Origin of the sequence: Nonomuraea sp. NBC_00507, assembly GCF_036013525.1 — a bacterium.
GTDB lineage: Bacteria > Actinomycetota > Actinomycetes > Streptosporangiales > Streptosporangiaceae > Nonomuraea.
Map to the genome: position 1 here is coordinate 11,715,262 of NZ_CP107853.1, position 13,151 is coordinate 11,728,412.

15 protein-coding genes are annotated in these 13,151 nt (G+C 69.9%); 6 read left to right on the forward strand and 9 right to left on the reverse strand.

The features are described from left to right. Positions 1-45 precede the first annotated feature (45 nt). Genes OHA25_RS55765 through OHA25_RS55780 form a run of 4 tightly spaced genes read right to left on the reverse strand, consistent with a single transcriptional unit; the run spans position 46 to position 3,618 of the window. Positions 46-1,455: an NAD-dependent malic enzyme gene (locus tag OHA25_RS55765; RefSeq protein ID WP_327584902.1), complete on the reverse strand. Its 1,410-nt coding sequence runs from the start codon at positions 1,453-1,455 to the stop codon at positions 46-48. Between the two features lie 56 nt (positions 1,456-1,511). Further along, on the reverse strand, positions 1,512-2,141 hold the full coding sequence (locus OHA25_RS55770) for a cytidylate kinase-like family protein (RefSeq protein ID WP_327584903.1): 630 nt from the start codon (positions 2,139-2,141) through the stop codon (positions 1,512-1,514). A gap of 9 nt (positions 2,142-2,150) precedes the next feature. After that, a complete protein-coding gene (locus OHA25_RS55775) occupies positions 2,151-3,083 on the reverse strand; it encodes a tetratricopeptide repeat protein (protein WP_327584904.1) in 933 nt (310 codons plus the stop codon). Further along, positions 3,067-3,618, reverse strand: a complete 552-nt coding sequence (locus OHA25_RS55780; protein WP_327584905.1) for a MarR family winged helix-turn-helix transcriptional regulator — start codon at positions 3,616-3,618, stop codon at positions 3,067-3,069. The genes OHA25_RS55775 and OHA25_RS55780 overlap by 17 nt, the downstream gene beginning before the upstream one ends. 230 nt (positions 3,619-3,848) lie before the next feature. Between OHA25_RS55780 and OHA25_RS55785 the strand changes: the two genes are divergently transcribed. From OHA25_RS55785 to OHA25_RS55795, 3 genes are all read left to right on the forward strand, one after another. Next, complete coding sequence (locus tag OHA25_RS55785; protein ID WP_327584906.1) at positions 3,849-5,933, forward strand: hypothetical protein; 2,085 nt, start codon at positions 3,849-3,851, stop codon at positions 5,931-5,933. 28 nt (positions 5,934-5,961) lie between these two features. Further along, positions 5,962-6,633: a DUF4230 domain-containing protein gene (locus OHA25_RS55790; RefSeq protein WP_305918353.1), complete on the forward strand. Its 672-nt coding sequence runs from the start codon at positions 5,962-5,964 to the stop codon at positions 6,631-6,633. A gap of 183 nt (positions 6,634-6,816) precedes the next feature. Beyond that, positions 6,817-6,969: a hypothetical protein gene (locus tag OHA25_RS55795; RefSeq protein ID WP_305918354.1), complete on the forward strand. Its 153-nt coding sequence runs from the start codon at positions 6,817-6,819 to the stop codon at positions 6,967-6,969. Positions 6,970-7,121: 152 nt separating this feature from the next. On the opposite strand, the gene OHA25_RS55800 is transcribed toward OHA25_RS55795, so the two are convergent. The 5 genes from OHA25_RS55800 to OHA25_RS55820 all read right to left on the reverse strand — a co-directional run bounded on the left by OHA25_RS55800 (position 7,122) and on the right by OHA25_RS55820 (position 9,805). Further along, positions 7,122-7,478, reverse strand: coding sequence for a zinc-binding dehydrogenase (locus tag OHA25_RS55800; protein WP_327584907.1), 357 nt, complete (start codon positions 7,476-7,478; stop codon positions 7,122-7,124). A 16-nt stretch (positions 7,479-7,494) separates the two neighbouring features. Next, complete coding sequence (locus OHA25_RS55805; RefSeq protein ID WP_327584908.1) at positions 7,495-7,875, reverse strand: quinone oxidoreductase family protein; 381 nt, start codon at positions 7,873-7,875, stop codon at positions 7,495-7,497. Position 7,876: 1 nt separating this feature from the next. Beyond that, positions 7,877-8,107 (reverse strand): helix-turn-helix transcriptional regulator, encoded by a 231-nt coding sequence (locus OHA25_RS55810; RefSeq protein WP_327584909.1) that lies wholly within the window; start codon positions 8,105-8,107, stop codon positions 7,877-7,879. Then, positions 8,101-8,529, reverse strand: a complete 429-nt coding sequence (locus OHA25_RS55815) for a hypothetical protein (protein WP_327584910.1) — start codon at positions 8,527-8,529, stop codon at positions 8,101-8,103. Before OHA25_RS55815 ends, OHA25_RS55810 begins: the two co-directional genes overlap by 7 nt. An 88-nt stretch (positions 8,530-8,617) precedes the next feature. Then, complete coding sequence (locus OHA25_RS55820; protein WP_327584911.1) at positions 8,618-9,805, reverse strand: acetyl-CoA C-acetyltransferase; 1,188 nt, start codon at positions 9,803-9,805, stop codon at positions 8,618-8,620. An 86-nt stretch (positions 9,806-9,891) separates the two neighbouring features. Between OHA25_RS55820 and mce the strand changes: the two genes are divergently transcribed. The 3 genes from mce to OHA25_RS55835 all read left to right on the forward strand — a co-directional run bounded on the left by mce (position 9,892) and on the right by OHA25_RS55835 (position 13,133). Then, positions 9,892-10,317, forward strand: coding sequence for a methylmalonyl-CoA epimerase (gene mce, locus OHA25_RS55825; protein ID WP_327584912.1), 426 nt, complete (start codon positions 9,892-9,894; stop codon positions 10,315-10,317). A gap of 189 nt (positions 10,318-10,506) precedes the next feature. Beyond that, the gene (locus OHA25_RS55830) at positions 10,507-11,808 is read left to right on the forward strand and encodes a DivIVA domain-containing protein (RefSeq protein WP_327584913.1); all 1,302 of its coding nucleotides are present in this window, start codon (positions 10,507-10,509) and stop codon (positions 11,806-11,808) included. A 134-nt stretch (positions 11,809-11,942) separates the two neighbouring features. Continuing rightward, positions 11,943-13,133, forward strand: a complete 1,191-nt coding sequence (locus OHA25_RS55835) for an AI-2E family transporter (protein ID WP_327584914.1) — start codon at positions 11,943-11,945, stop codon at positions 13,131-13,133. The last annotated feature ends 18 nt before the right edge of the window (positions 13,134-13,151 follow it).

Consider the following 13,151-nt stretch of genomic DNA (forward strand, 5'->3'; position numbering starts at 1 on the left):
TACGGCGGGTGGTCAGCCACGGCACCGCGTAAAAGAAAATGGTGGTTATGCCTCGGTGAAGCCGCGCACGCGCCCTCCGGCGGATTCACGCACGGCCGCCGCGACCGCGCCCGCGACATCCGGGTGGAACACGCTGGGGACGATGTAGTTGGGCCCCAGCTCCTCCGGCGTAACGACCGCGGCCAGCGCACGGGCCGCCGCCAGCAGCATCTCCTGTGTCACCCCACCGGCCTGCGCGTCCAGCAGCCCGCGGAACACACCGGGGAAGGCCAGCACGTTGTTGATCTGGTTGGGGTAGTCGGACCGCCCGGTCGCCACCACGGCCGCGTGCTCGCGCGCGTCGTCGGGCGACACCTCGGGCTCCGGGTTGGCCAGCGCGAACACCACCGCGTCGCCGGCCATCGTCGCGATGTCGTCCCCGGTGAGGATCCCCGGCGCGGACACCCCGACGAACACGTCGGCCCCCTTGACCGCCCCCCGCAGGTCCCCGGCGTATCCCTCGGCGTTGGTGTGCTCGGCGATCCAGCGCAGCGACTCGTCGAGGTCGTCGCGCCCCTTGTGCACGGCGCCCAGGTAGTCGCACACGATCACGTTGCGCGCCCCCGCCGCCAGCAGCAGCCGCAGCACGGCGTTTCCGGCCGCGCCGGCGCCGGCCATGGTGATCTTGACACCCTCGATGCTCTTGTTGACGACGCGCAGCGCGTTGGTCAACGCCGCCAGCACGCAGATCGCAGTCCCGTGCTGGTCGTCGTGGAAGACGGGGATGTCGAGCAGCTCGCGCAGCCGCCGCTCCACCTCGAAGCAGCGCGGCGCGCCGATGTCCTCCAGGTTGATGCCGCCGAACCCGGGCGCGATCACCTGGACGGTCCTGACGATCTCGTCCACGTCCTGCGTGTCCAGGCAGATCGGCCAGGCGTCGATGCCCGCGAACCGTTTGAACAGCGCCGCCTTGCCCTCCATGACCGGCAGCGCCGCCTCGGGCCCGATGTTGCCCAGGCCCAGCACGGCCGAACCGTCCGTGACGACGGCCACGGTGTTGCGCTTGATGGTCAGACGCCGCGCGTCCTCCTTGTTGCGCGCGATCGCCATCGACACGCGTGCCACGCCCGGCGTGTAGGCCATCGACAGCTCGTCGCGGTTACGCAGCGGCACCTTCGACACCATCTCGATCTTGCCGCCGAGGTGCATGAGGAACGTGCGGTCGGACACCTTGTGAATGACCACGCCCTCGACGGCCTCGAGCTGGTCGACGATGGCCTGGGCGTGGTCGGTGTCCCTGGCGGCGCAGGTCACGTCGATGCGGAGCTTCTCGTGGCCGGCGGTGGTGACGTCGAGGGCGGTCACCACGCCCCCGGCGGTCTCTACGGCATGGGTGAGCTGGCTGACGGCCTTGCCGCCTGCGGGCACCTCGAGCCGCACGGTGATGGAATAGGACACACTCGGGACGGTCGCCACGTCAATCGCTCCTTCGGGACTGACCAAGAAGTCCTCCCATGTTAGGGGGAGTTAGGTCAATCCAATGCCTCGGCAGCGGTGACGATCAGGTCGACGCAGGTCGGAACGGGGATCGTGGTGCTGTCCACGACCAGATGATATTGACACGCGTCCGCTGGATCCGTGCGGTAGAAGTGGCGCCAATAGGCCATTCTGGCCCGGTCGTTGTCCTCGATGATCCGGCGCGCCTCGCGCTCGCTGACCTCGCCCAGCGTGGCCGTCTGCCGGATCCTGCGTTTGACCGGGGCGTCGAGCCTGACGTGCAGCGCACCGGGGTGCTCGGCGAGGACCACGGCGCCGGCCCGGCCCAGGAAGACGCCGCCCTGCGTGCGGGCGGTCTCCCTCATCATGCGCTCGGTACGGCGCACGAACTCCTCGGGTGCGAGCGGCATCACGCCCGGAACATACATGTCCACGCCGCCGAAGGTGACCGTCGGCAGCCGCATCGCCCCGGACAGGAGCCTGCCGAGGCCGTGCTCAGCCCGGTCGTCGTGCGCGAGCGCCTCCTCCAGCGTGCAGCCGAGCTCCTGGGCGACGGCACTGGGAATGGCCCGGTCGACGAAAGGTACGCCGAGGCGCTCGGCCACGGCCGGACCGATCTGGCTCCCGGCCGTGCCGTATGTCGCCGATATAGTGACGACCCTCATATCCCCAGGTTAGAACAGAGCGCTCGCCAAAGCTCTACGTGCTTTCGCCAAAGATGGGTCGTCGGCGGGCAACGCGTCGAACAGGCCGAGCAAATGACGCCTCGCCTTGTCCCGCTCGTCGCCCGACGTGCGCTTGACCACGGCGATGACGCGCTCGAACGCCTCGTCCACCGAGCCCGACAACATCTCGAAGTCGGCGGCGAGCAGCTGCGCGTCGAGGTCGGCGGGGTCCTGCAGGCGCCGCTGGACGTCGGCGGGGTCGGCGGCCTCCGTGCGCTTGATCAGGCTGACGCCGGCCAGACCCATCTTGGCGTCCTCGTCGCCGGGCGCGCGGGCCAGCAGCCGCTGGTAGGCCGCCGCCGCCGCGTCCAGGTCGCCGCTCTCGATCGCCTGCTCGGCGGCGGCCAGGTCGGGGTCGGAGGGAGGGCCCTCCGGCGCCTCCTGCTCTTCGGCCGCGGGCGGCCGGGCGCCGGGGTTGGCCTCGTAGAACTGCTCGACCGCGCCCATCAGCTCATCGAGCCAGCGGCGCACCTCCTGCTCGGGCAGCACCTGCTGGAAGCCGGTCACGGCCTGCCCCTGGAAGATGGCCAGCACGGTCGGCACGGCCTGCACGCGCAGCGCCTGGGCGATCTGCGGGCTGGCGTCCACGTTGACCCTGGCCAGCACGGCCCGGCCGGCCAGGTCGCCGACGACCTTCTCCAGCACCGGGCTCAGCTGGGCGCTGCCGGGCGCCCTGGGAGACCAGAGGTCGAGGACGACCGGCAGCCTCATGGACCGGTCGATGACGTCGGTCGTGAACGTCTCCTCGGTCACTTCGACGATCGAGGCCGCCGCACCCGTCTGGGGACCTGCCTCCCGCCGGGCCTGCGCCTCCAGTGCCTGCTTGCGCGCGCCCAGATCTATCGCTCCGTAGAGCGACCCGGGCCTAGAGAAGTCCGCCATGCTCTTCATCTTGCCGCATGGATGGGCCTGCGAAGTCACCCGCCGCGACCCTGAGCGTACGCAACTGGTCGAACATCTGGTGGAGTTCGTTCTCGGCGTACATGCCGAGGCCGAATTCGGCGGCCATCAGGTCACGGGTGGCCAGCCGTACGACGTCCCTGCCCGCGGCGGTGATCTCGGCCAGCACGCCGCGTCCGTCCCGAGGGTTGGGCAGGCGGCAGACGAATCCGGATTTCTCCAGCCTGTCCACGGTGTTCGTGACGCTGGTGGGGTGGACCATGAGCCGTTCGCCGATCTTCGACAGCGGGAGCGCGCCTGTCCTGCTGAACGTCAACAGGACCAGCGCCTCGTATCGGGCGAACGTCAGGTCATAAGGCTTCAGCAGCGAGTCAAGTTGCGACAGCAGGATCTGATGCGCTCTCATGATCGACGTCACGGCCGCCATGGCGGCGGAGGGCCCGAAGTGCGCGCGCCAGCTCTCCGCAGCGCGGTCGATGGGGTCGAACGGCAGGTTGAGCGGCTTCGGCTGTGACACAACGCTACGGTAGCGCGCCGGTCGTCCCGGTTTCGTCCGGCTACCTGGAGCGACAGGCCTCCCCCGTTGACCAAGAATCCGGACGTCAATCATCACGCTCAGTTATGGTGCTCGTACGTATGGTGACGCGGAAGCCAAGTTCATCAGCCTGTGGGGACCGGCCGGACTGATCGTTTCCGCCTTGCCGAGGGGCACGGGGGGTTGCTTGATGAAGTGCAACGGGACAACGGGTGCGTGAGCACGCGGGCGTTTCGCGAGAGGAGCTGAAGCAGAGCGCGGCCGTGACGGTTGCCGTGCTCCTGGCTGTCGGCTTGGTCGCGGCGTGGAACGTCCTCATTCCAGGCGTGGACGCGTGGGAGAACATCGTGGCCGCGGTGATCGGCTCGCTCCGGTTGACCGGGCCCGTGGCCGCGGCGTTCGCCGCGTGGGTGGCATTGCGCAAGCGCCGGGCGTTGCGCGGCCGCTCCCTCACGACATGGCGGGCGCTGAAGGCGCCGCTGGCGATCGTGGTGGTGGTGCTGGGGTCTTTCGGGGCGACCGTGCTGGTGCTGGCGATCAAGACGGTGCTGACCGACCAGGCGGGACGGCTGAGCCTGTCGGGGCTGGGCATGGGCATGGCGGGGCTGGCGTTGTACTCGGTGATCGGGTGGGTGGCCGGCTGGGTGCTGCCCAGGACGTTCACGCCACCGCTGGCCGGGCTCGGCTGCTACGGCGCGTTCTCGTGGCTGGCCGACGACCGGGGCTGGGCGGACAAGCTGGCGCCCGGCACCGGGGAGCCGTACGACCTGTTCCAGGGACTGAGCGGGGCGCCGTTCTTCGACCAGACGATCTGGCTGCTGGGCATCACGGCGGCGCTGCTGCTCGGCTGGGCGGCGCTGGTGACCAGGCAGGCGCTGGTGCTGGCGTGCGCGCTGCTGGCGGTGCTCGCGGCGGGGATGGGCGTGTCGCGCGTGCTGACGCAGACCAAGCCGGCCGCGGCGGAGGACATCGCGTACAGCTGCCAGGAGTGGCCGATCACGGTGTGCGTGCATCCGGGGATGCGGGCGGGGCTGACGGAGCTGGGGGCGGCGTTCACGCAGATCGCCTCGCGGCTGGCCGGAACGCCGGCGGCGTTCACGCGGGTGGAGCAGCGGCCGCTGGACGACGCGCTGAAGCCGTCCAGCGGGCTCGCGCCGATCCACGTGCCCGATCTTTCCGCGGGGTTCGCGGAGGAGGCGGCGTACGAGTACATCGAGTCGCTGGCCGCCAAGTGCCCGGGGACGGTGGCGAACGGCTACCGGGAGATCGTGATGGCCTGGTTGCGGGGGGAACCGCTGCCCGGAGGGCCGCTGCCGGAGCACCAGTACGCGGCGTCGTGGTTCTCGTGGCTGAGCGAGCACCAGAGGCGGGAGTGGCTGCGGATGTTCTACAGCGACTTCCAGAACTGCGGGCTGTCGAGCACGCACTTCGGCGGCGGGCCGGCGCGGCCCCAGGTCGCGTCGCCGTCGTCGATGCAGCCGGTGCCGGAGTCCACCCACGTGTATCCGGTGTATCCGGACCCCGAGGGCACGGTGGTGGAGCGCACGGTGCCCGGCCCCGGCACCGCGGTGAGGTGGGTGCCGCCCCATTCCTCCTCCCCATGGGCGCCCGGGCAGCCGTACGCGAACGGTGGGCCGCCGCCTGGGCAGGTCACCGCGACCGGCGGCGCGGCGCGACCGTCCCGTCCGTCCACGTCGCTCGGCGTCACGCCCGTGGCGGCCGGATGGGCGACACCGGGCGCGCCGACCGCCGGGTGGGCATCGAGCCCGTCACACGGCGGGCAGGGCGGCACGTCACGCGGACAAGGCGGCAGCCCGCACGCCGGGCAGGCCGGTGGCCCGCACACCGGACAGAGCGGCAGCCCGCACACCGGACAGAGCGGCGGCCCGCACGGCGGGCAGGGCGGCCCGCAGACCGGGCAGAGTGGCCCGCACATCGGACAGGGTGGCGGCCCGCACGGCGGGCCTGATGGTGGCGGTCGGGTGCTGAGCGGGCTGGCCGGTGGGCCCCAGGGCGGCGGACCTGATGGCCCGGCGCTGAGCGGAGCGGCTGGCGGGTGGCAGGGCCGCAGGTGGCAGACCGGCGGCGCGCAGACCGGCGCGTCGCACACCGGCGCGTCGCAGGCCGCCGCGTCGCAGGCCGCCGCGTCGCAGGCCGGCGGGTGGCAGGCCGGCGGGTGGCAGGCCGGCGGATCGTGGACGGCGTTCGAGGCCGGGTGGGCGCCCGGCATGTCCGGGGCCGGGTGGGGACCCGCCGTCGTGGCGGAATCGGAGATGTCACCAAACGGCTGGCACTGATGATCGGCCAGCGGGTAGGCATGCGGACATGACGACTTCCCGTACGACGTCGCCCGAGGTCATTCCCGGGCGGCGCCGCAGGTGGCGATATGTGGCCGGATTCCTGGTCCTGGCGGTTCTGCTCGTGGTGGCCGGCCGCCTGGCCTGGACCTGGCTCAACCCGATGGGCGAGCAGACCATCGACCGCAGCCAGCCGGTGCTGCTGCAGTCGATCAAAGATCTGAGCCGGTTCGAGGCCGCGACGGGGAACTTCCAGGTGGTCGTGGACCTGGAGAAGGACGCGAACTTCCTGCCCGACGCGATCAAGGGCACCCGGACGTTGTTCGTCGGGGCGGGCGGCGTCGACGCGTACGTGGACTTCTCCGCGATGGCGACGAACGCGGTGACGGTCTCGCCGGACCGCACCGAGGCGACCGTACGGCTCCCGCGCGCCCAGCTGGAGAAGCCCAACCTGGACAACAGCCGCTCGTACGTGTTCGCACAGCAACGCGGCCTGTTCGACCGCGTCCAGGACTTCCTGTCGGGCTCCCCCGGAGACCAGCGCGAACTTTACCTGCTCGCCGAGAAGAAGATCTCCGAGGCCGCGGTGGCGAGCGACCTGCGGACGAGGGCCGACACCAACACCAAGGCGATGCTCTCGGGCCTGCTCAAGTCGCTCGGCTTCACGAAGGTCACGGTCAAGTTCACCGACGAACCCTAGGACGGGCCGGCCACCCCTAGGCCGTTCTCACGGCCGCCTTAGGTCCCTGTGCGCGCGTCTAAGTACCTCCCTAGCGCCCTTACGTCCGGAGATAGGGCATACGCCTGATGTGCCGGTGAGGGCCTTAGGAGGAGTTTTAAGAGTGCAGACGAAAGACAACGCACACAACACAGGAGCACTCGGATGAACCCCGAACTCGAATACACGATCATGCAGCACCGCGCCTCCGAACTTCGCCGGGCGGCCGCCGAGCACCGGCGCGTCCAGGAGGCCATGAAGGGCCCGCGGTCCGAGCGTCGTCACCGCTCGGTCTTCGGCAAGCTCCTCGCCTCATGACCGCCCACAAGCAGCCCGGCCGCATCCTCCCTCGCGGCCGGGCTGAACAACCCCCGTAAGGGGGCGCTCGACGACGTCGAGCACGCGTTACGGGGCCCCGGTCCATTCCTGGTCGGACCGGGGCATCGCGCTGTTCAGACTCCAGAGCACCGTCACACGGTGATGACCAGCTTGCCGCGCGCGTGACCCCTCGCGAGCTCGCGGACGGCCTCAGACGCCTCGCTCAGCGGGAACGTCTTGTCCACCACCGGTGTGATCTTGCCCTGCTCCGCCAGCTCGGCCAGCCTCTCGAGCAGCTCCGGCTTGGGGAAGGCGAAGACGACCAGCGGCCGCCGGCGGGTGAACGGGCCTAGCAGGACCGTACGGAGCTGCCGGTCCATCCCGGCCAGCCACCGGCCGCCCTCCTCCCCGCCGACGATGACGAACGTGCCGCGCGGGGTCAGCGCCTGCGCCGATCGACCGGACGAGCTCCACCTTGGACGTGCTGCACACGCCGGTGACCTCCGCACCGAAGGCCTTGGCCAGCTACATCGCGAACGTCCCCACGCCCCCACCGGCGCCGATGACCAGGACCCGCTGCCCAGGACGCACCTTCCCGGCATCGCGCAGCGCCATCAACGCGGTCATTCCGGACGTCGGCAGCGCCGCGGCCCGCTCGAACGTCAGGTTCTCCGGAATCGGCGCAAGCCTGTCCTGCGGCGTGCGGGCGAACTCGGCGAAGGCGCCGTCGCACGTGCCGAACACCCGGTCGCCGGGCTTGAACCTGGTGACGGCGGCGCCGACCGCCTCGATCTCCCCGGCGTGGACGCGTAACACCACCTCGTCATCGCCGGGCGCCGGCTTCTCCACGTCCCCGAGCCGGAGGACGTCGGCCGGGCCGTATGCGTCGCGGATGACGGCCTTCATGTCATCTCTCCAGTTCAGCGTTCGGATACTGGAACACGTCGTCGAGCGGTACGCCGAACACGTGCGCGATCTGGAAGGCCATCTCGAGGGACGGCGAGTAGCGGCCCTGTTCGATGGCGATGATGGTCTGCCTGGTCACCCCGACCCGATCGGCCAGCTCCGCCTGCGTCATCTCGCCGTGCGCGAACCGCAGCGCACGGATCGAGTTCGTGACCTTCGTGGGCTTCACCATGACGGGATCCCCCGCCGGTAGGCGACGATCTTGACGATCGAGCCGAGCACGGCCTGCAGGACGAACGCCAGGTAGAGCGTGTTGGCGATCCAGAAGTGGTCCCACTCGGCCATCGCCATCACGAGCGCCGCGATGCTTCCGGCGACAACGAACGACTGGCCGGCGTACTCGCCGTACCGGTAGATCTCCCGGTCGCGCTGGTCCTTCTTGCCGACGTCACTGGGCGCGACCATGCTGACCACGATGACCAGCAGGATCGACGCCACGATCGCGCCACCGATGCTCCACAACAACGGGGCCGCATAGGGCACTTCGGTGAGGGGAGTGGTGCGCGCCCGGCCCAGGATGATCGCGAGGTAAGCCCCGTAGCCGCAGACCGAGACCACCAGCATGACCCACGCGCGTCTCTCTTCGGATGCCATACTTGGAATGTAAAGCAATACGGACACGATGTCTAGAATTTTTTACATCCGTGAGGTCGCGTAGGTGCTGGACGCCGAACTCGGTGTCTCAGGACTTGGGGACGGTGATGAGGAGGGCGTCGCCCTGACCGCCGCCGCCGCACAGACCCGCCGCGCCCAGGCCGCCGCCCCGGCGCTTCAGCTCGTACGCCAGCGTCAGCACGATCCGCGCACCCGACGCGCCGATCGGATGACCCAGCGCGATGCCGCCGCCGTTGACGTTGACCTTCTCCAGCGGCACGCCCAGCTCCTTGGCCGACTGCAGGACCACGCTCGCGAACGCCTCGTTGATCTCGATCAGGTCCAGGTCCTCCGCCGTCACGCCCTGCTTGGCCATGGCCTGCTTGATGGCGTTGGCCGGCTGCGACTGGAGGGAGGCGTCCGGGCCTGCCACGTTGCCGTGCCTGCCGATCTCCGCCAGCCACTCCAGGCCGAGCTCCTCGGCCTTCGACTTGGACATGACGACCACGGCGCAGGCGCCGTCGGAGATCTGGGAGGCCGAGCCCGCCGTGATCGTGCCGTCGGCGGCGAAGGCCGGGCGGAGCTTGGCGAGCGTCTCGGCCGTGGTGTCCCCGCGTACGCCCTCGTCCTCCTTGACGACCACGGGCTCCCCGCGCCGCTGCGGGATCTCCACCGGGACGATCTCGTCGTCGAAGAGACCGTTCTTGATCGCGGCGGCGGCGAGCTGATGAGAACGGGCCGACAGGGCGTCCTGATCCTCGCGGCCGATGCCGAGCCTGGCGTTGTAGCGCTCGGTCGACTCCCCCATCGCGCACTGGTCGAACGCGCAGAACAGGCCGTCGTGGGCCATCGAGTCGATCACCTCGGCGCCGCCGTACTTGACGCCCTTGCGCAGCCCGGGCAGCAGGTGGGGGGCGTTGGTCATGGACTCCATGCCGCCGGCCACCACGATGTCGAACTCGCCCGCGCGGATGAGCTGGTCGGCCAGGGCGATCGCGTCCAGGCCCGACAGGCAGACCTTGTTGATCGTGATCGAGGGCACGGTCATGGGGATGCCGGCTTTGACGGCGGCCTGGCGAGAGGGGATCTGGCCGGCGCCGGCCTGCAGGACCTGGCCCATGATGACGTACTCGACGGCCTCCGGCGCCACTCCGGCCCGCTCCAGGGCGGCCTTGATGGCGATGCCGCCCAGCTCGACGGCCGACTGGCCGGACAGCGCGCCGAGCAGCTTGCCGACGGGCGTGCGCGCTCCGGCGACGATGACGGACCTGGACATGACAACGGCCTCCTGTGCTCGCGCGTCGGCTTCTTTGACACGATACCCACGAGGAGAATGACCCTGGCTATGGAGGCGGACCACACATGTTCATGCGGATCGACCACATCGGGATCGCCTGCCGCGACCTGGAGGAGAAGATCGCGTTCTTCTCCGAGACCTTCGAGCTCACCGTGGTGGCCAGGGAGGTCAACGAGGAGCAAGGAGTGAAGGAGGCCATGCTGCACATCGCCGACGGCGAAGGCGGGGGCTCCTACATTCAGCTTCTAGAGCCTCTCTCCGAAGACTCCCCTGTGGGAAAATTCCTCGCCAAGCGGGGCGAGGGAGTCCATCACGTCGCTTTCGGTGTACGTGACGTCACAGAAACCATGGATAAGATCCACGAGAAGGGTGTGAGGCTGCTGGACGAGCATCCCCGGCACGGGTCGATGGGCTCGCAGATCGCCTTCCTGCATCCCAAGGATGTGGGGGGAATGCTGACGGAGTTGGTCCAGGCCGCCAAGCGCCCGTAAGTGCAGAAAAACGTTCATATGTAACTAGTCACGCAGAAAGTTGGACGGGGCTTCGCAGGCAGCACCAGCGGAGTACGCTTGACCTTCCCGGACATGGAGCCTGCCGCGAGGCACAGGTTCCTGGCTCGGATGCCCCGAACCCCCCGTCCGGCCCGTGTAGCCGTCTCGACAACCCAGGATCGAGCCTCCATGCAGTCCGACATCGACGCCCAGCTCAATAATTTCTTCGAAGACGCCCCAGCCCGCGAGTTCGACGTGGTGCTTCGTGGTTACGACCGGCATCAGGTCCACGATCATCTCAAGACTCTCGACCAAGAGCTGCGCCAGGCCCGCGAGCAACTCACCAGCCTGCAGCGCGATCTGTCCGACTCCCAGCGTCAGCTGCAGGAGCAGGAGCGCCCGACCTACTCCGGCCTCGGCGCCCGCATCGAGCAGCTGCTCCGCCTGGCCGAGGAGCAGGCCACGGAGCTGGTGCAGGCCGCCAGGTCCGAGGCCAACGAGATCAAGGCCGCCGCCAAGGTCGAGGCCGCCGACCTGCGTGCCGCCGCCGAGGCCGAGGCTGCCGAGAAGCGCGCCCAGGCCACACGCGAGACCGACGAGATGCGCACCGCCGCCGACCGGGACGCCGAGGAGATCCGCTCGACCGCCCGCCGGGAGGCGGACGAGCTGACCAACACCACCGAGCGCGAGGCCGCCAAGCTGCGGGCCACGGCCGACCACGAGGTGGCGGAGAAGCGGGCCGACGCCGAGCGGGAGATCGCCAAGCTCCGCACGACCACCGAGCGCGAGGTCGCCCAGCTGCGGGCCTCCACCAAGCGCGAGCGCGACGAGGTCCTGACCACCGCCAAGCGGCAGGCCGACGAGATGCGCGCGCAGGCTCAGCGGGTGCTGGAGGAGTCGGAGGCCAAGCGGGCGCAGGACGAGGCGGAGTTCGAGATCCAGCTCGCCGCCCGCCGGGAGGAGGCCGAGCGCCAGGAGGCCGAGCGCCACGCCACCGCCCAGGCCCACACACAGAAGCTGGTCGCCGAGGCCGAGCAGCGGGCCGCCACGGCCGAGTCGCGGGCCACGAAGGCCACCCAGCAGGCCGAGCAGACGCGCCGCGAGGCCGACCTGCACGCCAAGCAGCTCGTCGCCAACGCCCGCAAGAGCGCCGAGACCATCGTGGCCGACGCCAAGTCGAGCGCCGAGACGATCGTCACCGAGGCGAAGACCGAGGCCGACCGCACCCGCACGGCGATGCAGCGCCAGGTCGACGAGCTCACCCGCCAGCGCGACAGCATCACCAGCCACCTCGCCCAGCTGCGCCAGCTGCTCGGTGGCGCCGCCCTGCCGGGCATGGACCCCGAGCCCGCGGTCGCGGCGGCCCCGCCGAAGCCCGCGATCGCCGCGCCTGCGCCCGCGCCCGTGGTCGAGGCACCGGCCCCTGCGCCGGCGCCGGCTCCCAAGGTCGAGGCCAGGTCCGAGGATGACGCGGAGTGGTGGCAGGAGTAGTCATTCGCTTCACGGGGGCTGAGTGACGGCGGGAGAAGAGCCTGGCGATTCGATGGTCGCTAGGCTCTCTCTTTGTCTTTGATGTCGGGGTCCGTACCCGTCATGCTTTGTCGCCGACGTTCCGGGGAGTCCTGTTGTCCACAGAAGCCGAGTCCACGGCCGCTGCCGAGCGGGACGCGCCCGAGGCGGAGCGGGACGCGCCCGAGGCGGAGCGGGACGCGCCCGAGGCGGAGAGCGTCCCCAAGGAGACCTCGGAGGGTCAGGAGGACCTGACCGCGCAGCCGTACGGGATCCCCGGCAAGCCGCTGGCGCGCGGCCCGTTCCTGTTCGGGCTGGTCGGCGGGCTCGGGGTGCTGACGGCGATCGCGATCGGCCAGATGGTCGTCAACTCGCTGAGCACGATCATCCTCGTCGTGGTGGCGATGTTCCTGGCCGTCGGCCTCAACCCGGCCGTGGAGGCGCTGCAGCGCAAGGGCCTGGCCAGGCGGGGCGCGATCTCGATCGTGTTCGCCGGCGTCATCGTGGCGTTCGCGCTGTTCGGGCTGGCAGTGGTGCCGCCGGTGAGCCAGGAGCTGACGGAATTCGTCGCGGCGGTGCCCGGATACCTCAACGAGCTGCAGAACCATCCGACGCTGCGGCAGCTCGACGCCGAGTACAAGATCATCTCGCAGCTCACGACGTTCGTCACGGGCACGCTGGGGCCGTCGCTGGCCAGCGGGATCATGGGCGCGGGGCTGGTGGTGCTGGACAGCGTGTTCACGACCGTGACGTTGCTGGTCCTCATGCTCTACTTCCTCGGCTCGCTGCACACGATCAAGGACTACCTGCTCAAGCTGGTGCCGTCCTCGCGCCGGGTACGCACCCGCGCGATCAGCGAGCAGATCCTCACCGGCATCGGCGGCTACGTCGCGGGCAACGTGCTGATCTCGGTCATCGCGGGCGTGCTCACGTGGATCTTCCTGTCCATCGCCGACGTCAAGTACGCGCTCGCGCTCGCCCTGGTCGTCGCGCTGACGGACCTGATCCCGCTGGTGGGGGCCACGATCGGCGCGGTGCTCGTGACCGCCGTGGCACTGCTGCAGTCGCTGCCCGCGGGCATCGCCTGTGCGATCTTCTTCGTGGTCTACCAGCAGGTCGAGAACTACCTCATCTACCCCAGGGTGATGAAACGCTCGGTGGACGTGACGCCGGCCGTGACGGTGATCGCCGCGTTGTTCGGCGGCGCACTGCTGGGAATCGTCGGCGCGTTGCTGGCCATCCCGGTGGCCGCGGCGATCGCGCTGATCATCCGCGAAGTCGTCATTCCACGCCAGTCACAGGCCTGAGCGCGTCTCAGGCCCTGG